Here is a 22,366-nt window from a genome sequence, read left to right on the forward strand (position 1 = left end):
AAGACGAATCCACCGCCGCACGAGCCGCTGCGGAATGAATTCCGCGCTCCGTCAGAAGCGCCCTCAGGAGCGCGGAGTTCCGACTCCGCAGCAGGTCGGGCGAACCCAAGACGTCGCCTCCGGTGAAACCGCCCTGCTCGGAGACTTTGAGGATGTGGAGTGTTTGCCAGATGCTGCGGACTTGGAAGTCCGCGCACCATGGGAGCCTTACGGGGCGGTCTCGCACTCGGTGAGGAGGGCCTGGGCTTCGGCGAGATAGGGTGAGCCGAGGCGGGTGAAGATCTCCACTGCCTTCCGGGCATGGGGCAGAGCCTCGGCGGCCTTTCCTTGGCGCACGAGGGCCTGGGCGAGATAGTGGTTGTCGGCGGCGATCAATTCCTGGCGGCCGACCTTCTCGGCCAAGGGCAGGGCCTCGCTTGCGAGGGTCTCGGCCGCTGGCCAGTCCTCGCGGTCGAGGGCCAGAAGAGCCAGATTGCCAGTGATGTAAGCCACGCCCTCAGTGTAACCGACAGCGCGGGCCACGCGTAGCGCCTCGCGGTAATGCTCCCCGGCAGAGGCACCGTCGCCAGAGAGTCGCTCGGCATCGGCGAGGTCGTTCAGGCCGATAGCCACATCCACGCTCTCGGCGTCGAGGTTCCGGTCTAGGGCGAGGGCGTCTTGGTAGGCGACGATGGCGGCGCGGTGTTCTCCTTTCAAATCATGGCCGAGTCCGCGCAAGCGGATGGCGATGGCGTGCTCACGGGCACCGGCATTACCCATGGCCCATTGCGCGGCGGCGCGGTCGGCACAGGCGAGCACGGCGTCGCCCTGCTGGCGCAGACCGTGAATGGAGCCGGCATGATAGGCTCGTCGCCCTGCGCTATTGTGATCGGCGGCGGACACGGCCCTAGCTTCGGCTTTCTCGTTGAGGGCAAGCCATTCATCCCAGCGGCCCTGAAAATCGAGAAAGCGCTGGAGTGCATCGCACACGGTCTGGAGGCGGGCATTGTCAGCGGCGAGGAAGAGGTCCAGGGCGGGGGCGATGCCGGGCCAGGCGGCTTCGAGGGTGGGGAAGCGGTCGTGCTTTTCCCGGCCGTTCTCGATGATGAGGGCGTAGGCGCGCTTTTCGAGGCGGTCGCCGGTTTCTGCCACGACTTCGGGGCGTTTGCTGCGCAGATAGGCGGCTACCATGGGCACGAGGGCGAAGGTTTCTTCCGCCTCGTCGGGGATGACGAGGGCGCGGTTGGCGAGATCCCCCAAGGCGGTCTGGGTGGCGGTCTTCGAGAGATCGGCGAGTTCGGCGATGAACTTCACCGCGATCTTTTGGGTGAAATAGGTGAGCGCGGCGAGGGCCTTCGTTTCGGCCTGGGTGAAGGTCTCCAGCAGATCGCCAAAGATGAACTCCAAGGGGTCATTTTCTTTGGCAGCCTTGCGGCAGAGATCGAGCGCACTGGTGAGATTGCGACAGCCGCCGCGTCCCAACTGACCGACGATCCAGCGCAGCAGTAGCGGATTGCCACCGGTCTCTTCATAGAGGTGCAGGCGGTCATCGCGCGAGGCTTTCTTTAGCAGGTCACGACCGATGGAGAGTTCCTCCAGGTATTCGAGCGCGGCGTCTTGGTCGAGCTTTTCCAGGCGGATGATGCGGGCATCCACGTCGGTGCGGCGGCGGCTGGTGACGATGGCCTTGCAGGACGGTGGCAGGTCGGAGACGAACTCGAAAAGCAGGTTTTGCTGGGGCTTGTCGAGGTTCTCCAAGTTATCGAGGATGAGCAGCACTTTCTCCTGCTGGACGGCGGTTTTGATCAACCCCGGACGCTGCTCCTCGGGCTTCTCCGCGATCTTGGGAAGACCGAGCAGTCGAGCGATCTCGTTCAGCATCTCCGGGTAGGCCGCGACGATGGAGTTGGAAACCGCGACGGACCCCTCCGGGGTGAGTTTCTGCACCTTTGTGGAGACGAAGAGAACACGGTCGAACTGCGGCGCGACGATCTCTGCTGCACGGATGGCAAGGGAGGTCTTGCCGATGCCACCCGTGCCATCAATGAGCACACCCCAGGTGCGCGTGGCTGGCAGCAAGGCCTTGGCAATGGTGTCGAGTTCCACCTTGCGACCAAAGAAGGCAGGTAGGCGCGGCAGGTTGTTAGTGGTCTTTTCCGGTTTGGCGGGAAAGGGCGGAAGGTCGGTGGGTGCGGCGGAGAAGAGCTTGATCAGGCGTTCCTTGATCTTGCTGTAGAGGGTGAGGGCGAAGTCGGCGGATTGTTTGCCGGTGCAGTCGGCGAAGTATTTGCGGGTTTTCCCATTCGCTGTGGCGTGCAGGTAGATCTGAGATTCGCTAAGGCCCTTGGTGTCGTGATTGCCGAAGTCGATGCGGCAGAGGCCGACAGGGACGCAGGCCTTTTCGCCCCTGACAAAGAGTGGCAGCTCGTGCTCGCTGATGTATTGGCTGCCGAGAAAGGCGGGGCTGACGAGCAGCAGGCCGAAGTCGCATTCCTTGGCGGCCTTTTGGATCTCCTCGTGCCACTTTTCTCCGCGCAGAATGTGGGTGTCCTGCCAGCGCTGGAAGGTGAAGTCCTTGCAAGCGCGGAGTTGTTTGTCGAGTTCGGCGAGGAGCTTCTCCGGGTGTTTGCCGTCGTCATGCGCGTAGGAGAGGAAGTAGCGGACGATGCGCTTCGTGGTGGCAGGATCGGTTTTCATGCAGGCTAGGAAGACGCCACTGAGGCCTCTGGAGATGAAGAAGCCGGAAAGGGAGCCGTTTGACCAGAGGAAAGTGCGGTGACGGGCTGGGGCGGAGACGCGTGGGTGCTCACGACCTCCAGGGAAGCCGGGTAATTGGGCGAATGTGATCCACCGCGAGGGTCATCTGCACTGCGCCCAACACCCCCGGCCTACGGTGGGGGCGCTCCGTCCAGGTCGGCAGATCAGGAGCGGCGCGGCAGCGTTTTGGAGTGCGGTGGCAGAGGGGCACGGCGCAAGCCTGCCCCGGCGACACCGCTTTCGACGGTGCCCACGGCGAACGAAAACGAGGAGACGCCGGAAAGCGGCGTCACAGCCGCCGCACTCCAAGACGCTTCGCGACTCCCATGCGGTGCGCAGGGCAGTGGCTGGGAAAGGTCGGAGGGAATGGGAGAGGTCGTGGGAGCGGCCTGTAGCCGCTGCTTCTGCTCACGACGCCTTGCCCCTGCTTCTCCATTTACTTTTCCGGCGGGCGGTCGCTCACGCTTGCTCTAAAAATGACCGCGCCAGCCTCGGGAGGGCTGGCGCGGTGGTGGCTGGTGGGCTGAGAGTGGGCGGGGGGCGGGATCAGTTGATCTCGATCTTGCTGGCGAGCACGGTGCCGGTGGCGGTGGCGGTGTCACGCAGGCCTTTCCATTGCACTTTCTGGCCGACCTTGACGCTGGCGTCGATGTAGGTGATGAAGCCTTTGGAGATGTTCACTTTGATGATGGTGGCGGCATCCCAGGCGATTTTTTTGGTGCCGACGAGCACGAAGCCTGCGCCGAGTCCGGTGATCTTGCCTTTGCCTTCGTCTTTGACGGTGTATTTGGCGGGGGCGGGATTGATGGTGAGGGTGGGGCTGGCGGAGGCGGCGGCACCGAGGGAGTCCACGACGGTGATGGTGAGGGTGGCGACGGTGCTGACGGTGGGCTTGCCGATGATGTTATATCCATCGAAGCTCAGGCCGGCAGGGAGGCCGGTGACGCTGCCGGTGTAGGGTGGCAGGCCGCCGCTGAAGGCCACGGGGGTGCTGTAGGCGACGCCGACGGTGCCATCGGGGAAGTTCCCGGAGGGGAGGACGAGGGCGGAGGTGGCGGGCTTGACGGTGAGGGAGGTCAGGATGAGGCCCTGGGGGCTGACGATGCCGGTGTAGTCCACGAGCAGGCCGGTTTGGTACCAGTTGATGAGGCCGCCGAGGAAGGTGGTGTTTTGCGGATTGAGATTGGTGGTCCAGAGGTGGTCGTTGAGCTCCAGGCCGCCGTTGATGACGATGAAGCCGGGGCTGCGTGGGGCGTAGGCGGTGATGACGGCATTCACGCCGGAGATGGTCTGCTCCACGGGGGGAGTGGGGGCGAGGTCGATGACTTGGAAGGCGTTGTCGCCGATGCCGGCGTCATTGCCGACGAGGGCTCCCTGGAGCACGGGGAGGCCGCCGGGGTAGGCGCCGTAAGGGAGGTAGCCGACGATGGCACCGGAGGCGTCCTTCACGTGCTGACCTGAGCCGAGGGTGCTGTCACTGACGGCGGAGACGGTCCAGCCGCTGACGTTTTGGGGATACACTTTGCCCGAGATGTCGGTGACGAGCAGGGTGTATTTTCCACCGACGGTGAGGCTGACGCCTGCGGCGGCATAATCGACATCGACGAAGCCGAAGAAGGGGGCGGTGAGGGTGGTGGTGGTGGTGTGGAGGACGGGGCCGGTGGTGCCCTCGCCGCTGATGAGCTCCAGGCGCAGTGTCACGCTGGGTGCGATGGCGTAGGGGTAGGAGCCGGGGATGATCTGGCCTGGATAGACGGTGGCCAACCAGTCGGTGAAGCTGCCGCCATCGGCGAGGTGGAGCCCGGCGCGGACCTGTGAGGCCAGGGCGGTGAAGCTCTGCCCGACGGGGGAGTGATTGAGGTCATGACCGCCGGAGGTCTTGGGCGGGAAAGACAGATCGGTGGGTGAGGCGGACGCCATGGAGGCGGCGGCGAGCAGAGCGAAAAGTGTTTTGAGTTTCATCTTTGGTTTAGGCGTTGGTTATTCTTGGCTTGGTCACGGATACCTGGAGTGTCTTGGTGCCGTGAATCACCGCCCACCTGTTGGCTTCCTGCTGACAACTCTGCTAGGTGCGCCTGCGGCTGTAAATTTGGACGCCGTAACGATGCGGTTACCCTTCCGCCGACGTGGGTGGTTCTGAAAATGTGGCGACGGTGAGGGCGCGCTCAATCAACCCTGGCCTCGTTCCCCTCTTGCACGCTGGCCGCTGCGCTGTACAAAGCGGGCCATGCCATCCCCGCAGATCGACATCCGCCACATCGCCAAGCTTTCCCGCCTCGCCCTCACGGACGAGGAGGCGGTGCATTATCAAGAGCAACTCACCCGCATCCTCGGTCACATCGACCAACTCAGCAGCCATACTTTGGACGCCGAGCCGAGCGCTCATGCGATGCCGGTCTTTGATGTGGTGCGCCCGGATGTGGCGCGGCCTGGATTTACCCAGGAGGAGGCGCTCTCGAACGCTCCACGCCGTGCGATGGACCAGTTCCAGATCCCGAAGGTGATCGAGTGATCTCTCCGGTTTCGTCATTCTGATTTTTTCATTCGTCATTCGCCTTTTCCTTCATGTCTCTCGCCGACTCCACCATCGCCGCTCTTCGTGGGCGCCTGCTCGCTAAAGAAATCACGCCTCGTGACATCGTGACGGATGTGGCGAAGGCCATCGAGGCCCAAAATGGGAGCATCGGAGCCTATCTTTCCTGGGATGTGGAGAAGGCGCTGAAGGAGGCCGATAAGGCGGATCTCTCCCAGCCGCTCGGAGGCATCCCGATTGGCATCAAGGACAACATGAATGTCACGGGCGAGCCCTGCACTTGTGGTTCGCGGATGCTGGCGGAGAACTACACGGCGCCGTATGACGCGGGGGCGATCACGAAGCTGCGAGCGGGCGGTGCGGTGCCTTTTGGGCGCATGAACATGGATGAATTTGCGATGGGCTCCTCGACGGAAAACTCGGCGCTGGGCGTGACGCGGAATCCGCGTGACCTGGAGCGCATCCCGGGTGGCAGCAGCGGCGGCAGTGCGGCGGCAGTGGCAGGGAATCTGGCCATCGCGACGCTGGGCTCTGACACGGGCGGGTCGATCCGACAGCCAGCGGCGCTTTGCGGATGTGTGGGGATCAAGCCGACGTATGGACGCATCTCGCGCTACGGTCTGGTGGCCTTTGCTTCGTCTCTGGATCAGATCGGACCGATCACGAAGACGGTGGAAGACGCCGCTCTTTTGCTGAACCACCTGTGCGGCAAGGATGCACGTGATTCCACCTCGCTGGATGTGGAGGTGCCGGACTTCACGGCTGCCATCGGCAGGGACATCAAAGGCCTGCGCATCGGCCTGCCCAAAGAGTATTTTATCTCCGGCATCCATGCGGGCGTGACGTCCGCGGTGAACGCGGCGATCAAGAAGCTGGAGTCGCTGGATGCCATCCCAGTGGAGATCAGTCTGCCTCATACCGATGTGGGTGTGAGCACGTATTACATCATCGCCCCGGCGGAGGCTTCGGCGAATTTGGCGCGCTTTGACGGGGTGCGCTATGGTCACCGCAGTGCGGCGGCGAATGATCTGCTGGAGCATTACATGATGAGCCGCGAGGAGGGCTTTGGCCCGGAGGTGAAGCGGCGCATTTTGCTCGGAACGTATGTGCTAAGCAGCGGCTACTATGATGCCTACTACATCAAGGCGCAGCGGGCGCGCACGCTGATTCGGCAGGACTTCGAGCAGGCCTTTGAGAAGGTGGATGTGATCGTGAGTCCGACGAGCCCGACGCCAGCGCACAAGCTGGGGGAACTGAAGGACAATCCGCTGGCGGCGTATCTGGAGGATGTGTTCACGATTCCGGTGAATCTGGCCGGGCTTCCGGCGATCAGCGTGCCCTGCGGCACGGCGGAGGAAGGTGGCAAGCATCTGCCGGTGGGGCTTCAGATCATTGGCAAGCCGCTGGATGAACTGACGCTGCTGCGGGTGGCGGATGCGTTTGAGAAGGCCTGCTGATTTTATGAAACTCTCCGATCTCATTTTTACCGGCTTCAACAAACGGGTGGCGGCGCTGCAACGCGGGACGGGTCAGATCGTCTGGCAGTGGAAGGCGTATCACAATGGCTACGTGACGCTGCTGCTGGACGGCGGGATGCTGATCGTGTCGGTGAACGGCTTTATGTATGGGCTGGATGCGCTGACGGGCCGGGAGATCTGGCAGAACGAGATGGAGGGATTTGGCTACGGCGTGGCGAGTCTGGTGTCCGTGAACGGCGTCACCGGGGCATCGCTGCAGAGTGTGGTGGCTGAGCAGCATGCTGCTGCTTCTGTGGCGACAAGCTCGGCGGCCTAGGTGGCCTAGCGCTTCATCATCGTGATGATGCGATGCACCACCTGCGTGAGTTCGCCAGCCTCGTAGGGCTTTGGTAGGACGCCGACGAAGCCTTTTTCGAGGTAGGTCATCTGGACGTCTTCATTGACGCTGCCGCTGGTGACGACGACGCGAGCGTCGGGGTCGAATTTGAGGATCTCGGCGGCGGTTTCGCCTCCGTTCATGCCGCCGCGGAGGGTGAGGTCCATTAGGACGACATCGGGCGCGGTGCCGGTGCGGGCGAGGCTTTGATAGATGCGGACGGCGTCCTGGCCGTTGTCGGTCTCGACGACTTCGTAGCCGCAGCGCTTGAGGATCATGTGGGCGACTTTGCGCAGGTCGTCTTCGTCATCGACGATGAGGACGCGGCCCTGGCCGTTTTTGAGGGGGACGGGGGCGTTGTTTGAGGAAGATGAGGCGGCGGTCTCGGGCGCTGGCGGCGGGACGGCGGGGAGGAGAACGGAGAACTCGGTGCCGACATTGAGCCGAGAGGTGACGCGGATGTCGCCGCCGAGGTCTTTGATGAAGCGCTTGCAGGTGGTGAGGCCGATGCCGTTGCCGTCGGTCTTGGTGGTGAAGGATTCGCGGAAGAGTCGGGTGAGGTTTTCCGGAGCGATGCCGCAGCCGCGATCCCGGACGGTGAGCCGGATGTAGGGGCCGGTCATCAGGACTGGGTCCTGGCCGAGGGCGATCTCGAAGTTTTCGGCATCGACATCCATGTGGCCGCCCTGGGGCATGGCTTGGATGCCGTTGAGGATGAGGTTTTGCAGCACCTGGCTGATCTTGGTGCCATCGGCGATGGGCCAGCGGAGGTGCTGTCCGAGGCGGACGTTGACGTTTACGTTGGCTCCGGCGCTGGCAAATTTGACGGTGTCCTGGACGATGGGGGTGAGATCGACGGGCTTCTTTTCGTGAGGCTGGGCTTTGCAGGCGGAGACGACCTGGGAGGTGAACTGGCGGGCGCGTTTCAGACCGCTGAAGATGAGCTGGAGTTCTTCATTGAGGGCGGGGTCACTGCCGACCTTCTGAACGAGGTCGGACAGGCGGACGGTGACGGGGCCGAGGAGGTTGTTCACGTCGTGGGCGATGCCCTGGGCCAGTGCGGCGAGATTGTCCTTTTTGAGTTGGTCGGAGCTGGCATCGAGATCGTCGGCCTTCAGAGGTATCGTTTTGGCGGAGGCTGCCGAGACGATGGTGACAGGCGAGACGATCAGGGTGTAGTTCAGCAGCTTGCGCATGCTGTTAAAGACGGCCCGAATCCGCCAGCGGCAGCTCTGAGGCTCCTGGCCGTAGAAGTTCTGGAGTCGGCACTCACATTCATGGGAGCCGCCGTTTTCGATCGCGAGATGCAGGCCTTGGCGCAGTGTGGCAGCCTCAATGTCACCGACGGCGAGATCGCAAAGCGACATGCCGCGCAGTCCTTTGTCAGGCTCTGCGCCGACCATGGCAGCAGCGGTGGTATTGCTGAAGAGAACCTGCGGACCGCCGCTGGTTTGGGAGTCGGCTTCGATGATAATGACGCCTTCGGGCACTTGATCGAGAGCTACTCGGAGGAAGTAGTTGGCCGTCTTCATTTGATCGAGGCTGGCCTCTAGGTCAGCCAAGGTCTCAGGGCGCAGGGTATCGGGAGCGAGAGTCATGGCAGCGAATGCCGCGTCTTTTAATGATTTTAGATAGTTAAGTAAACCTTATTTTTTGGAGAACTGTTCTTTTTTGCCTCTCGTTTTTGAAAATGAGGGTCTGAGAGCTGTCCACAGGCCGTCTTTTCCAGTCGCTGCACTGGCTAGGGTGGCTGGCTGACCTCCGCTGCCTGTAACGCTCCAGCCCTGGCCCCCAGGATTAAATGTAACGCTTTCAGAATTACTGAGCAGAGTCTTTGGCCTGCTGCTGGCTGGCGGCGTCGAGCTTGCTCATGGGGTAGGGGACTTCCTGGGCATTGGCGGGCATGCGCAGGATCACAGTGTCGCCTTCCAGGCGGACGAAGCCGGCCTTGATCTTTTTCCCCTCAAAGTTCGTCCAGGTCATGATCGGTGGCAGGTCCGGCTTGGCTTTGCCGGCATTGGAGACGGGCGTCATTTTTGCGCCTTTGCCGTCGAGTGATGCACCCTCGGTGATCCATTCGCGGATTTTCTCTATGTCGCGGGGGCTCAGGTTTTCTTCCGGCGGCATGTGCGCTTCGTGGCTGGCATCTGCGATGACGACAAACATGTGGCTCTCCGCCGGATTGCCGGGGACGATCGCTCCTTTGGGATTGATGTCGAGCTTCAGGGTTTCGAGGTCATCGAAGACGTAGCCGGCCTTTTTCTTGCCTGTTTTCTGGCTGTGGCACTCGTAGCAGTTCTTTTCCAGGATCGGTGCGATGTCCTTTTTAAAGTCAGCAGCGGCGGCAGGCAGGGTGATGAAAAGGAAGGGCAGCAGGGGGCGAAGATTCATGCGGGGGAGGGCGTCATCATCAAACGCCAGAAAGCGGTTGTCCTTAGTTTTTGCGCCTTGGTGGGCGAAAATTGCGCAGGTTGCGTCGGGGCAGCTTTGCGTGAATGTCGGGCGTGCTCGCCGCCATCGACAGCTTCATCCTCTACCTTGCTACGGAGCGTGGGTTGTCCACGAACTACCAACTGCTCGTGCGTCGTGTGCTGGAGGGGCTGGCCTCCTGGCTGAAAGAGCATCGCGAAGTATCCATGGTGGCTGATGTGACCACGGACCTGCTCACGGATTATCTGGCAAGACGGAAGAAGGACGGCCTGGCTGCCTCAAGCGCGCGGATCGAGCTGGTGGCGATGAAGATCTTCTTCCGCTGGCTGGCGGCGCGTGGGAAGCGGGTGGGGGATCCGGCGGAAGCCATCCTGCCGCCAAGAGTGGAGAAGCATCTCCCCGGCACGCTGAATGAAGAGACGGTGCGGCAATTCATCGAGTCCATCTCCGGCAACGGACCGTTGGACCGACGAGACCGGGCCATCATGGAGTTGTTTTACGCCAGTGGGCTGCGGCTTTCAGAACTAGTGAACTCACGCCTGGAGCATCTGAGCCTGGAAGAAGGCTGGATCAGGGTGGTGGGGAAGGGGAATAAGACGCGTCTCTGCCCCGTGGGAGGTGAGGCGCGGGAGGCGCTGCAATCCTACCTCGATCACTCCCGCCCGTCCCTCGTTTCGCCGAAGACGCAGAGCCATGTCTTTCTCAGCATCCACGGCACCCTCCTGACGACGGCGCGCGTGAAGCAGATCGTTCAGGAGCGGGCCAAGGCTGCGGGTTTGGAGGTGCATGTCCATCCCCATCTTCTCAGGCACTCCTTTGCCACTCATCTGCTGAACAACGGCGCGGACCTGCGTGTGATCCAGGAGATGCTCGGCCATGCGGACATCTCGACGACGCAGATCTACACTCATGTGGATCAGCGTCGGCTGAAGCAAGTTCACCAGCAGTTTCATCCACGTGCCTGAGGTGAAATATTTTTTGGAATAAGAAACGGTCGCTTGTCTCCCATGATCGAACGTTGTCTCACCCAGCGTTTTTGATGCTGCTCATGAATGCCTCTGCCGCCCAGCTCCTGCTCGCTCTGCTTATGGCGGTGCCGTTGCATCTTTGCTGCTGGACGGGGCTGATGAAGACTGAGGATGCGGCTGCGTGCTCTGCTTGTCATCAATTTCTCACTGCCGAGGAGCGCTCCGCTGAGTCTGCTCCGCCTCCACCGCGCCACTGTGAATGCTGCGATGACACGCTTCAGCGCGATCTGACACCCTCCGCCATTGCAGCGCCGCGCCCGTTGCTAAGTGAGCTTCCACTTTTCACCTGGGTCGCGCCGGAGCATCTACTCCAAACTGCATCGGTAGAAAACTCACCACGGCAACACGTCCGTGACGGTCATTCCCCACCCGCAGGCTACGCGCCGCTCTACCAGCGATATTGCGCCCTGCTGCTCTGAGGTCTCCGGGCTTCTGTGGAGATCCTTCCAGGCAAAACGTTGCCGAATTGTACCGATACGGAAGCCCCGACGCCAAAAGCGTACCGTTTTTCACCGGGCATCTCATGCCCACCGGCCGAGAAAATCAGTCAAAGAAATCCAAAATCTAAATTTATCCAACATCATGAAAACGATCCTTTCCATCCTTGCCCTCGCCGCCCTTTCCACCAGCCTCATGGCCGGTGAAGCCTGTAAAAAATGCTGCTCAGACAAAGGCAAGTCCTGCGCTGAGTGCTGCAAAGACGCTGGCAAGACCTGCGGCAAAGATTGCTGCAAAGAGAAGTAATCACGGTTCTGAGGCACCCTCCCATCCAATTTGATGAAGTGCTGAAGATCCATTTCACCACACTGCCGCCATTCGGTCCGCCGGATGGCGGCGGTCTTTTTTTCCCAGCTGGCCAGGTAAGATATGAGCTAAAAAAGGTGATTCCTGGCTTGCTTCACAGCTCTCGATTTCGTTAATCTTGAATTTAGAACCATTCTTGTACCGTCATGGACCCCCAGCAGACACCTTCTGACCAGCCCGCCCCGACCCCACCGCCACAACATCCTGGTATGGGCACACAACCCATGGGCTATCCGCCTGGCTATCCCATGCAGCCCGGCATGATGCCTCCTCAGGGATATCAATCTGGTCCCATCGGTTATCCGCCTGGCTATCCAATGCAGCCCGGCATGATGCCGCCGCAAGGCTATCCCCAGCCGATGGGCTATCCCCCCGGTTATCCCCAGCCCATGGGCTATCCGCAAGGCTACCCCCAGGGTTATCCGCAACCCGGCTATCCTCAGCAAGGTTACCCGCAGGGCTATCCCATGCCCATGCAGCCCGGCATGATGCCGCCGCCACAAGGCATACCCATGCCCGAGCCAGCGCCTATTCCTGCGGCTGTGCCCATCGCAACACCATCAGCCATTCCTGCGCCCAGCACCGTCGTGCCACCGGCGCCAGCCATCAGTGCCGAGCCCGAGCCTGTGGTCCCAGCCGTCGTTGAAGCCGAGCATCATGAGGAAGGTCACGTCTTCCATCCGCCCGGCTTCGTGCCCACGGAGACGAAGAAGGTCAATCCCATCGTCCAGCTCTGGCGCAAGGTCGGTGGCGGCTCGCTCACACTCAGCATCGCCATCCATGCCGGCATCCTCATCATCGGCGGAGCCATCGTCGTCAGCTCGCAGATGATTCAGAAGCAGGTCGATTTCCTCCCTGGTGGTGGCAGCCAGCAGGGCGCTGCGGCCAGTGCAGAAATGAAGCACAAAGTGTCTCAGAAAAAGCGCACGTCTCTGAACAAGACGATGCCGATGAAGAAGATCGTCAGCACGAGCGCGAACTCCGCGATCACGCTGCCAGATGCTCCGCCGGACCTGCTGGACGTGCCGGATGTCAGTTCCATGATCGGTGGCGGTTCGATGGGGAGTGGAGGCTTTGGCAAAAGCGGAGCCGGTGGTGGCTTCGGCACTGGCATGGGCATGGGAGGCATGCAGGGCTTTGTGAGTCTGCCACCGTCCATGCGCAGTCGTTGCTCTCCCCAGGAACGCCTGAAGAAGCTCGCTGATAGTGGTGGCACCGCAGAGTGCGAACGCGCCGTTTCCAACTCCCTCGAATGGCTCAAGACCAAGCAGAACCCCGATGGCTCCTGGCCTGGTCCAAACAAGGCAGCCATGACCGGGCTCGCCCTTCTTTGCTACCTCGGCCGCTGCGAGACGCCAGATTCGCCCTTCTACGGCGACACCGTTTTGAAGGGTATCAACTACCTCATCGAACTCTCCAACAAGAACGAATACGGCTACATCGGCGAGGAAATCAAAAGCGGTGGCAGCACCTATGCGCACGGCATCGCCACCTATGCCTTGGGCGAGATGTACACCCTCGCCCGCCTCGGTAACAAAGAGCTGCCAGGCATGAAGGACGCCTTCGTGAAGGGCGTGAAGCTCATCATTGAAAACCAAAACAAGCGCGGCTCCTGGACTTATGGCGGCATCGAAGCTGGGAAGCCTTACGGCTATAACAAAGACAGCGGCGGCGAGGATCTGTCCGTCGCCGGCTGGCAGTTCCAGGCTCTCAAGGCCGCCAAGAACAGCAGCTTGAAAATCGATGGCCTGCACAGCGCCCTCGACAAAATGGTCGATTACGTCCTCACTAAACAAACTAAAGATGGCGGCTTCGGCGGTGCTGATCGTGACAAGCACTACAATCAGTGGAGCCTCACTGGTGCCGGATCTCTGGCATTGCAGACAGCCTCCAAAGGCAAAACTGCCGCCACCAAGAAAGCCATCGACTTCCTCCATCGCTTCCTTGAGGCCGAGCCGCTCGATTGGAACAAGAACTGCAACCCCTACTGCTGGTACTACTACACCCAGACCTTCTTCCAGGCCGGTGGCGAAGAGTGGAAATTCTACAACCAGCAATTCCTCCCACAGATCCTCGGCGCTCAGCAGCCCGATGGTAGCTTCAAAAAGGGCCGCCCCAACTGGCCCGGTGGAGATGCTCCTGATCCGGTTTATCGCCAGACGCTCTGCACACTGATGCTCGAGGTGTACTACCGCTATCTGAAGGTTGGAGATCGCGAGGAAGAGAGCTTCTTCGACCGCTGATCGCCCCATCAATCAAGTTCACTCAAGAGGCGCTCCCAGGAGCGCCTCTTTCGGTACATGAGCACGGCACTTCAGACCAATCTCCCCGTCACGTATTGTTCTGTGAGCTTCTGTCTCGGATTGCCGAAGATGGTCATGGTGTCGTCGCACTCGATGACTTTGCCTTTGTAGAAGAAGGCAGTCTTGTCCGCGATCCGCTTCGCCTGCTCCATGTTGTGCGTGACGATGACAAAGGTGAACTGCCCGCGAAGCTGCGCGATGAGGTCCTCAATTCGTGCGGTGGCGATCGGATCAAGCGCCGCGCAGGGCTCGTCCATGAGAAGGATGCGCGGCTGGAGGGCGACGGCGCGGGCGATGCAAAGACGCTGCTGCTGACCGCCGCTGAGGCCGGTGGCGGTCTCGTGGAGGCGGTCTTTGACCTCATCCCAGAGGGCGGCGAGACGAAGGCTGCGTTCGGCAGCTTCTTCGAGCTCTTTTTTGTCCTTCACACCGGCGACACGCAGACCATAGACAGCGTTTTCAAAGATGCTGCGGGGGAAGGGATTGTACTTCTGGAACACCATGCCGATGTTCCGCCGCAAGCTGATAACATCGACCTCGGGCGAGTAGATGTCCACGCCGTCGATCTTGATGTGGCCGCTGACCACTCTAGCGATGTCCACGAGGTCGTTGATGCGATTGATGGAGCGCAACAGCGTGCTTTTGCCGCATCCAGAAGGGCCGATAAGCGCGGTGATGTCCTGGCGGTGCATGTCGAGATCGACATCGAAGAGCACTTGGTGGTCGCCGTAGGCATAGTTGAACTTTTCCACTTGGATGAAGTGGCTGTCGGGCGTGGCTGGCGCGGCGGAAGACATGGAGATCAACTGAAGGTGCCGCGCAGGTAAGACTCGGTGAGCTTTTCTTTCGGGCGGTCGAAGATGCGCTCGGTCTCGCCGAACTCGATGAGTTTGCCGAGGTGCAGGAAGGCGGTGTAGTCGCTGACGCGGACAGCCTGCTGCATGTTGTGGGTGACGATGATGACGGTGTAGTCGTGAGCGAGCTGGTGGATGAGCTCCTCGATCTTCAGCGTGGCGATGGGGTCGAGCGCGGAGCAGGGCTCGTCCATGAGCAAGACATCCGGCTGCGTGGCGATGGCTCGGGCGATGCAGAGGCGCTGCTGCTGTCCGCCGCTCAAACCGAGTGCGTGGGCTTGCAGGCGGTCTTTGAGTTCGTCCCAGAGGGCGGCTTGTTTCAGGGCGCGCTGCACAGCTTCGTCGAGCACCTCGGGGTCTTTTTCGCCATGCACGCGGAGGCCGTAGGCCACGTTTTCGTAGATGGTTTTGGGGAAGGGATTGCTCTTCTGGAAGACCATACCTACCTGCTTGCGGAGCTGGGTGAGATCCACATCGTCATCATGGATGTTTTTCCCTTTGACGAGGATCTCGCCTTTGATGACGCGGGCGCTGGAGACGCGGTCGTTCATGCGGTTGATGCAGCGCAGCAGCGTGCTTTTGCCACAGCCGGAAGGTCCGATCAGGGCGGTGACGCGCTTGCGTTCGACGGCGAGGTTGATGCCATGCAGCGCGGTCTTGCTGCCATAGGCGAAGTCCATGTCTTTGACCTCGACGACGTGAGGTTGGGCTGGACTTGGGATCTGGGGCGACATCGGCAGGATTGAAAACTGAGAACTAAAAACTGAGAACTGAAAATAGCTTCAGTTCACCACTTGTACTTGCTGCGCAAACGGCGGCGCATCCAGATGGAAGTAGCGGCCAGGGAGGCGACGAGGACGAGGAAGACAAAGACGCTGCCGTATTGCGCACGCTCGGAGTATTCGTTGTGAGGGATGCGCGCTGCGAGTGTGTAGATGTGGTAGGGCAACGCCTGGACGGACTCGGTGAAGATGCCGAGGAAGCGTGAGACGCTCTGCTCCCACTGGGCGAAGATGCCCGCATCTGCAGGCAGAGGCGGCAGATCCTTCTGCCATGGCAGCTTGTCTTTAAAGGCGAGCGCGGCGGTGAACATGATAGGCGCGGTTTCACCCGCCGCACGGGCGATGCCGAGGATGCTGCTGGTGAGGATGCCCGGTGTGGCGAAGGGCAGCACGGCACGCCAGATGGTCTGCCAGCGGGTGGCTCCGAGTGCCATGGAGGTTTCGCGGAAGCCCTGCGGCACGGCTTGCAGGCACTGCTCGCTGGCCGTGATGATGACGGGCAGGATGACGAAAGCGAGGGTGAAGCCACCGCTGAGCACGCAGGTGTCCCAACCCTGAAAGCTGAGGTAGGTGAAGCCGAGCGGGATGGAGAAGATGCTGCGATCCAGTGGTGTGTCCGTGAGCACGGGCGCAGTCAAAACGAAGGCACCGAGACCGAACAGGCCGAACACGACCGAGGGCACGCCGGCGAGGTTGAGGATGGCGAGTCGGATCATCTCCACGCGCTTTCCTTTGCTGGCATACTCACTGAGGTAGATGGCGCTGGCCACACCGAGGAAGAGCGCGACAGCGACACTGACGATGACGAGCAAAGCTGTGCCGACGATGGGACCGAGGATGCCGCCGCCGGAGTAGGAGATGGTCTTTTCCTCGCGGAAGTTCGCGCCGAGCTGCTTCTTGATGGCATCGGCTCCGTTCACATCGGTCTCGGTAGCCTTACCCTGCTTATCGTAAATGACGTGCAAGGTGCCGGGCAGTTCCGTGAGGAACTTCATATTCACAAAGGGAAACTCGCTGCGGAAGGTGATGGGGGCTCCTTTGATGAAAATGTGCGCCACGATGGAAACCGTGACAGCGACGATGAGCAGCGTGCTCAGGCGCAATGACCAACGAACCGCTGTCTCGCGTCGCTGCACGGAGGTCTGATCTCCTGCGAAAGGATTGATGGTGTGTTCACTCATGCTTTCGGGAGTTCAAAGCGGCGGACGACGGCGCGGGCGCAGCCGTTCACGGCGAGGGAGATGACAAAGAGGACGATGCCGACCATGAACAGCGCCTGCCAGTGGGCGCTGCCGCGTGAGACTTCACCGAGTTCCTGGGCGATGATGCCGGTGAGAGTGTGAGCAGGCTGGAAGACCACGCCTGCACCGCTGCTGAAATCAGGAATGGCGATGCGGTTCCCGGCAACCAGAAGCACGACCATCGTCTCGCCAATCACACGTCCGAGGCCGAGCAACACGGCAGCAGCAATGCCTGACAAGGCGGCTGGAACGATGACGCGGAAGACGGTCTGGAGCTTCGTGGCACCGAGCGCATCGGAGGCGTCGATGTAGGACTGGGGGACATTGTTCAGCGCGTCTTCGGCGAGACTGAACATCGTGGGCACGGCCATGAGGGCGAGCAGGCAGCCGGCGTTAAACATATTCAGACGTTCCTGAATCGGGAAGCCGGGTAGCCAGCTCAGCCAGGGCACTTCACTCACTTCTTTGATCAGGTCTCCGACCAAGGAAATGCCGATGAAACCAAGCACAACCGATGGGATGGCCTGGATGAACTCGATGACAGGCTTGATGATTTCCTTCTCGCGATCCGAGGCGAACTGGTTGGTGTAGATGGCGGCGGCGACGCTCAACGGGGTGGCAAGGGTGATGGCGATGAGCGCAATGACCAGCGAGCCTGCGAGCAGGGGCACGAAACCGAAGAAGTCCTGCCAGGAGGAGTTGGTGAGCCAGTTCGTGCCGAAGAAGAAGGCTCCGATGACGGTGAAGATGGAGACGGGTTTGTCCTGCTTCCAGGATCTCAGGGAGTCCACACTGGCACGCATGGCTTTGGCGTGGATGGGGAGCTGCTTGCGCACTTCGTTCAGCAGTTTGGTGGCTTCAGACGTGCCACCTTCCTTTGGGAGATGCACGGCGGCTTCATCGGCCGCCGCCGCGTAGGCCACGACTTGCTTGATGAGTTCATCACGCCGTTCGAGCACGGGCTTGATGCTCTCGATGTAGTTGGGTTCCTTGGTTTCGGAGGCTTTGGCTTCTTCGAGCAACGCGGCTTTTTCGTCGGCGTCTTTGGCTTTGGCAGCAGCTTTGAGCAGCTTCTGGCGTCCTTCTTCGAGAGTGAAGTGCTCGCTGGCGGCTTCTTTGGTGACGAGGACTTCCTCCTTCAGTTCGTCGAGCACCTCGCGCAATGGCTCGGGAGCTTCTTCGAGTTCGTCGGAGGCATCGACGAGTGTACCGAACTTCTGCTTGGCCTCTTTATCCTTCGCCAGGAAAGCGGCGCTCAATTCGGTGAGCATGGGCGGGAGGTCGCTGACCTCGGGGGTGAGCTTGGCGAATTCGGCGCGCAGTCGCTTGGCTTCGTCTGCGGTGAAGAGGTCGGAGACTTTGGCCTCAGCAGCAGCTTTGGCCGTGGCGGTAGCGACTTGCTGGCGAAGGTGATCGAGTTCCGCAGGCAGAGCAGCGGGTTCCTTTTCCAAAGCAGCCTCCAGCGGCTCTCGGGCGAGCTTCGTCAGATCTTCGATCTCCCGCTTAAGCAGGAAGGCGGCGTCACGGCGGGCGCGGACGTTTTGAATGATGGGATCGACACTGGTGGTGACGGCACGGCGCAGCTTGCTGGAAAAGGCCTGCTGTTCGGAAAGCGGGATGTCCACGATGTCGCAGAACTCCAGCCCGGCACGGCGGTAGATCTCCAGCTCGTGCTTGTAGGTGCCGAGGAAGCCCGCGCCCTCCTTCAGCAGGAAGACCATGATCAGTCCGAGCACCACGATGGTGACACTGGCGTTCGCCGCGAAGAAGCTGCGGATGGCTCCCTGCGAGGCGATGCCGACAGAGGCACGCTTCCCCTTCCTGAGGAGCAGGCTGCGGAGCGGGGGGCGTTCAGTTGGAGCGGGAGTATCCACCAAGTGGGGAAGTCACGGGTGACGGAATAAAAACAAACATCCGGCGAAGGAGGCGCTCTCTTTCGCCGGATGGGATTCAGTGTCAAATCTCTCGTGCTTTACTTCGCCTGGGACTTCGGCACAAAGCCAACTTTGCCAACAATGCTGTCACCATTGGCGCTGAGGCAGTAGTCGATGAATTCCTTGGTCGTGCCGGTTGGCTCGCCGCTGGTGTAGAGGTAGGTGGGGCGGGAATAAGGATATTCTTTCACCGTGGCGACGCTGGGCATGGCTCCGCCGATGGTGACGATCTTCGTGCCCTTCGAGTTCGCATAGGCAAGGCCGACATAGCCGATACCGTTGGCGTTGGAGCCTACTTCGGACGCGATCTGCTCATTGCCGGCCATCTTCTGGCTGTTCTTGCCGTATTCGCGGCCCTTCATGGCGAGACCGATGAAGTCCTTATAAGTGCCGGAGGAGGTGTTACGAGTGTAAAGCGAGATGTGTCCAGGTGTGCCGCCCACTTCGCTCCAGTCGGTGATGTCACCGGCGAAGATCTGGAGCACCTGCTTTTTGCTGAGGTCGGAGACGGGGTTGTTCTTGTTCACCACGATGACGATCATGTCCCAGGCGACTTCAAACTCGGTCAAAGTGACGCCTTTGCTACGGCAGAGGGCGCGCTCGTCAGCCTTAACCTTGCGGGAAGACATGCCGATCTCAGCGGTGCCGGAGGCGAGATTGGTGAAAGCGGTGGAGGAGCCCTCAGCCGCGATGTCGAAGCTGACCTTGCCACCACTCTTTTTAAAGGCCTCAGCGAGCTGGGGGACGAGCTTGGCACCGAGGGTGTCTGAGCCACGGATGCGGAGGGTGGTCTGTGCCTGGAGACTGGCCGCAGCCGTCGCGAGGAGGACAAGAGAGAGGAGGGCGGATTTCATGAAGTCGTGTTGTGTGGTTGTTGGAGGTTGCGCCTATAAAAGAGGGAGCAGCGGGGTGGCAAAAGCTGACGTGTGACGAGTTCGTCACAAATGGCAAGATGTTGTCACACAAGATCTCCGTCAGTCATTTGTGACAGGGGCTGTCACAAAAAGGAATTGTTGATGATCAACGACTTGGATGCCTTTGATGTCAGCCTGGCTCACGATGTGACAAAGATGTAACATTGGAAATCTCGCCAACTATGTGTCGGATCCGCTACATGGCGGAACTGTCACCATCATTTCCATGAGGGTGACAGTGCCGTCAGCCCCCGAGGGCGGTTTTCACCATCACGCTCCTATTCATCCAATGCTACTCATCAATCCGACCCGCACTCGCTGGAGGCTTTTCAGCCTCTTCACTGCCGCCACGGTGGCCCTCACTCCAGCCTCCCCCATCCTCGCCAGTCAGGCGATGGAGCAGCTCTTCAGCATTATGAAAGTGAAGGGCAGTATCACCCAGGCCGAGCACGACATGCTCCTCGCCGCGATGCGTGCCGATGAAGCGAAGTCTGCCGCACCAGCTCCTGCCGCAGCACCTGCGGTTGCCAGTGCTCCAGTCAGCTCAAATGCCGCGCTCGAGCAACGCCTGGCTGCTCAAGATGCGCGCATCAAGCAGCTCGAGTCTGCTTTGAACGGCACGAAGACGAAGGTGGATCAAATCGCCGCCGCCAGCACACCGCCCGAATCTGGACTCGCCAGCAAAGTCGAGAAGCTCGAAAATGTGTTGATGGGCACCAAAGGGCAGGTCGAGGAGCTCTCGAAGATCACTGATAACACCTCCCCCTCTACCGTCACCAAGGCAGAGATCGACGATTTGCTCGCCGACAAATGGTATGAGCACCTCAAGCCGCGTGGTTACATCCAGTTCCGCGGCTATTCGATGTTTGAGGGTAATGGCCCTGATTATCACCAGCCCAATGACTCCAACATCGCCAATGACGACGCCCTCTTTGGCATCCGCCGTGGTCGTTTCATCTGGAGTGGTGACATTACCAGCCATCTTTATTACTATGCCCAGGCAGATTACATGGCTGGTCTCGGAGGCGCGAATGTCCTTCAGGCCCGCGACATGTACGCGGACATCTCCCTTGATCCCGCCCGCGAGTTCCGCGTCCGCTTCGGCCTCTCCAAGGTGCCCTACGGCTGGTCAAACCTCCAGTCCTCCCAGAACCGCCTCGCCCTGGAGCGTACGGATTCCATGAATTCCGCTGTCGAAGGCGAGCGTGACATCGGTGCCTACCTCATGTGGGCTCCGTACGAGATCCGCAACCGCTTCAAAGACCTCGTCAAAATGGGCCTGCGTGGCTCGGGTGACTACGGTTTGGTCGCCATCGGTGCCTACAACGGCCAAGGTATCAATAACAACGACAAGAACGGCCAGCCCCACTTCGTGGCCCGCGCCTCCTATCCGTTCGAACTGCCCAACGGACAGTTCATCGAGTTCGGCATCAACGGCTACACCGGCAACTATGTCCCCACCGCCGCGAAGATCGGCAAACTCGCGGCTCCCACCTTCAATGCCCGTGGCGTCAAAGATCAGCGCGTCGGCATCTCCGCCATCGTGTACCCACAGCCCTTCGGCCTCGAAGCCGAGTGGAACTGGGGCAATGGCCCCGTGCTCAGCGACGACATGAGCGCGATCGAGTCCGGCAAGCTCATGGGCGGCTACGTCCAGGCCAGCTACCGGCACATCTTCACCAATCAGGCCGAGCTCATCCCCTTCGTCCGCTACCAATACAACGACGGCGGCCGCAAGTTCGCCACCAATGCCCCACGCAGCAATGTGGACGAAGTCGCCATCGGCCTGCGCTACATCCCTTATCCTGAGCTGGAGCTGACGCTGCAATACAGCCGTGGCGAGCGTACCAACACCGCCGTGGCACCATACGATCAGACCGATGCGAACTACATCGGCCTCCAGGCGCAGATCAACTTCTGATCCGGCTGTCCAACCCTCCTCGATCCCCGCGCCCACCAGCGCGGGGATTTTTTTGGAATGCGGCTTCTTGCAAAATTGAGACGGGTAGTATTCAGCTTGCACCGGCCAAGCCAATTCTAGGATTGCCACCGTACAGCGAAATTGGTAATTCATTGATTTATGAGACTCCCGCTCATCCATCGTCGTGCATTTCTAGCCTCGGCACTCCCAGCGCTCGCCGGCTCTGTCTGGGGCGCTGCGGAACGCCCCGCCCCTCTCGGCGTCCCTCTCCATCAGGAACCTCTGAACTTCGACCTGAATGACTTGGAGCCCTACCTGGACTCCACCACGCTCAAGATCCACTACCACGAGCACCACGCTCGGCATGTCAATCAGCTCAGACATGCCCTGAATGAGGTGGAGCTTTCCGTCGGCAATGTCACCTCGCTCATGCCCTGCATCATGCGAATGAACCGTCCGCCCCGGGTTCGCCATTCCATCCTCACCCTGAGTATCGCTCAGACTAAGCCTGCGACGGGCGTGCAGTCACTGCTTCCCGAAGAAGCGCAGCAGGCCATTCGCGTCCATGGCGGGGCGCACGTCAATCACACCAGCTTCTGGCGCTTCCTGGCTCCGCCGGACAAGACGTCCCACGGTCCTGATGGCAAGGCGGCGCGGGCCATCGATGAGGAGTTCGGCACGCTCAGCCAGTTTAAAGAGGCCTTTACCGAGGCCGCCATGAATCACTCTGGCTCCGGCTGGGCCTGGCTCGTTTACCGCCCCGACCAGAAGCTCGTCATCACCACCACCAGAAACGAGGACAACCCCCTCATGAATGAGTTCGTGGACTGGCGGGAGCAAGGCCGCCCCATCCTCGCGCTCGATCTCTGGGAGCACGCCTACTACCTCAAGTACAAGAACAACCGCCGCGCCTACATCGACGCGTGGTGGCGTGTGGTGAACTGGAACTTCGTCAACAAAGCCCACGCCATCTGTCGCGGCGTTTACGGCCATTGAGGTCGCCCCCTCATTCTCTTTTGGCTGGCGCAACTA

At 60.7% G+C, this 22,366-nt stretch carries 18 protein-coding genes; 9 read left to right on the top strand and 9 right to left on the bottom strand.

Features of this window, described 5'->3' with window-relative positions; genetic code table 11:
• Positions 1-207: 207 nt before the first annotated feature.
• Together AC6FTP_RS04395 and AC6FTP_RS04400 are read right to left on the bottom strand one after the other, a co-directional pair.
• Positions 208-2,676 carry a tetratricopeptide repeat protein gene (locus AC6FTP_RS04395; RefSeq protein WP_497205687.1) on the bottom strand — a complete coding sequence of 823 codons (2,469 nt, stop codon included), beginning with the start codon at positions 2,674-2,676 and terminating at the stop codon, positions 208-210.
• Between the two features lie 606 nt (positions 2,677-3,282).
• Complete coding sequence (locus tag AC6FTP_RS04400; protein ID WP_497205688.1) at positions 3,283-4,698, bottom strand: hypothetical protein; 1,416 nt, start codon at positions 4,696-4,698, stop codon at positions 3,283-3,285.
• A 265-nt stretch (positions 4,699-4,963) separates the two neighbouring features.
• Here AC6FTP_RS04400 and gatC point away from each other — a divergent pair, with 265 nt between their 5' ends.
• The 3 genes from gatC to AC6FTP_RS04415 are packed head-to-tail and all read left to right on the top strand — an operon-like array spanning position 4,964 to position 7,063.
• Positions 4,964-5,248 (top strand): Asp-tRNA(Asn)/Glu-tRNA(Gln) amidotransferase subunit GatC, encoded by a 285-nt coding sequence (gatC, locus tag AC6FTP_RS04405; protein WP_497205689.1) that lies wholly within the window; start codon positions 4,964-4,966, stop codon positions 5,246-5,248.
• 53 nt (positions 5,249-5,301) lie between these two features.
• Complete coding sequence (gene gatA, locus AC6FTP_RS04410; protein ID WP_497205690.1) at positions 5,302-6,726, top strand: Asp-tRNA(Asn)/Glu-tRNA(Gln) amidotransferase subunit GatA; 1,425 nt, start codon at positions 5,302-5,304, stop codon at positions 6,724-6,726.
• Positions 6,727-6,730: 4 nt separating this feature from the next.
• Positions 6,731-7,063: an outer membrane protein assembly factor BamB family protein gene (locus AC6FTP_RS04415; protein ID WP_497205691.1), complete on the top strand. Its 333-nt coding sequence runs from the start codon at positions 6,731-6,733 to the stop codon at positions 7,061-7,063.
• A gap of 5 nt (positions 7,064-7,068) precedes the next feature.
• Here the strand turns inward: AC6FTP_RS04415 and AC6FTP_RS04420 are convergent, their stop codons facing one another.
• Entirely contained in the window at positions 7,069-8,721 is a 1,653-nt protein-coding gene (locus AC6FTP_RS04420) for a hybrid sensor histidine kinase/response regulator (RefSeq protein WP_497205692.1), read from the bottom strand.
• 220 nt (positions 8,722-8,941) lie between these two features.
• Positions 8,942-9,514: a c-type cytochrome domain-containing protein gene (locus AC6FTP_RS04425; RefSeq protein ID WP_497205693.1), complete on the bottom strand. Its 573-nt coding sequence runs from the start codon at positions 9,512-9,514 to the stop codon at positions 8,942-8,944.
• 104 nt (positions 9,515-9,618) lie between these two features.
• Between AC6FTP_RS04425 and AC6FTP_RS04430 the strand changes: the two genes are divergently transcribed.
• From AC6FTP_RS04430 to AC6FTP_RS04445, 4 genes are all read left to right on the top strand, one after another.
• Positions 9,619-10,518: a tyrosine recombinase gene (locus AC6FTP_RS04430; RefSeq protein ID WP_497205694.1), complete on the top strand. Its 900-nt coding sequence runs from the start codon at positions 9,619-9,621 to the stop codon at positions 10,516-10,518.
• A gap of 83 nt (positions 10,519-10,601) precedes the next feature.
• Positions 10,602-11,000, top strand: a complete 399-nt coding sequence (locus AC6FTP_RS04435; RefSeq protein ID WP_497205695.1) for a hypothetical protein — start codon at positions 10,602-10,604, stop codon at positions 10,998-11,000.
• A 163-nt stretch (positions 11,001-11,163) separates the two neighbouring features.
• On the top strand, positions 11,164-11,325 hold the full coding sequence (locus AC6FTP_RS04440) for a hypothetical protein (protein WP_497202332.1): 162 nt from the start codon (positions 11,164-11,166) through the stop codon (positions 11,323-11,325).
• A 269-nt stretch (positions 11,326-11,594) separates the two neighbouring features.
• Positions 11,595-13,628: a prenyltransferase/squalene oxidase repeat-containing protein gene (locus tag AC6FTP_RS04445; RefSeq protein WP_497205696.1), complete on the top strand. Its 2,034-nt coding sequence runs from the start codon at positions 11,595-11,597 to the stop codon at positions 13,626-13,628.
• Positions 13,629-13,699: 71 nt separating this feature from the next.
• Here AC6FTP_RS04445 and pstB (AC6FTP_RS04450) read toward each other — a convergent pair whose 3' ends face one another.
• The 5 genes from pstB (AC6FTP_RS04450) to AC6FTP_RS04470 form a co-directional block, all read right to left on the bottom strand.
• Positions 13,700-14,485 (bottom strand): phosphate ABC transporter ATP-binding protein PstB, encoded by a 786-nt coding sequence (gene pstB, locus AC6FTP_RS04450; RefSeq protein ID WP_497205697.1) that lies wholly within the window; start codon positions 14,483-14,485, stop codon positions 13,700-13,702.
• Positions 14,486-14,490: 5 nt separating this feature from the next.
• A complete protein-coding gene (pstB, locus tag AC6FTP_RS04455; protein WP_497205698.1) occupies positions 14,491-15,276 on the bottom strand; it encodes a phosphate ABC transporter ATP-binding protein PstB in 786 nt (261 codons plus the stop codon).
• A 53-nt stretch (positions 15,277-15,329) separates the two neighbouring features.
• Positions 15,330-16,505, bottom strand: coding sequence for a phosphate ABC transporter permease PstA (gene pstA, locus AC6FTP_RS04460; RefSeq protein WP_497205699.1), 1,176 nt, complete (start codon positions 16,503-16,505; stop codon positions 15,330-15,332).
• Complete coding sequence (gene pstC, locus AC6FTP_RS04465) at positions 16,502-18,439, bottom strand: phosphate ABC transporter permease subunit PstC (RefSeq protein WP_497205700.1); 1,938 nt, start codon at positions 18,437-18,439, stop codon at positions 16,502-16,504. The genes pstA and pstC overlap by 4 nt, the downstream gene beginning before the upstream one ends.
• 98 nt (positions 18,440-18,537) lie before the next feature.
• The gene (locus AC6FTP_RS04470; RefSeq protein ID WP_497205701.1) at positions 18,538-19,353 is read right to left on the bottom strand and encodes a phosphate ABC transporter substrate-binding protein; all 816 of its coding nucleotides are present in this window, start codon (positions 19,351-19,353) and stop codon (positions 18,538-18,540) included.
• Between the two features lie 349 nt (positions 19,354-19,702).
• Here AC6FTP_RS04470 and AC6FTP_RS04475 point away from each other — a divergent pair, with 349 nt between their 5' ends.
• Positions 19,703-21,334: a porin gene (locus AC6FTP_RS04475; RefSeq protein ID WP_497205702.1), complete on the top strand. Its 1,632-nt coding sequence runs from the start codon at positions 19,703-19,705 to the stop codon at positions 21,332-21,334.
• 159 nt (positions 21,335-21,493) lie between these two features.
• The gene (locus AC6FTP_RS04480; protein WP_497205703.1) at positions 21,494-22,330 is read left to right on the top strand and encodes a superoxide dismutase; all 837 of its coding nucleotides are present in this window, start codon (positions 21,494-21,496) and stop codon (positions 22,328-22,330) included.
• The last annotated feature ends 36 nt before the right edge of the window (positions 22,331-22,366 follow it).

It is taken from the genome of Prosthecobacter sp. (assembly GCF_044378005.1).
GTDB lineage: Bacteria > Verrucomicrobiota > Verrucomicrobiia > Verrucomicrobiales > Verrucomicrobiaceae > Prosthecobacter.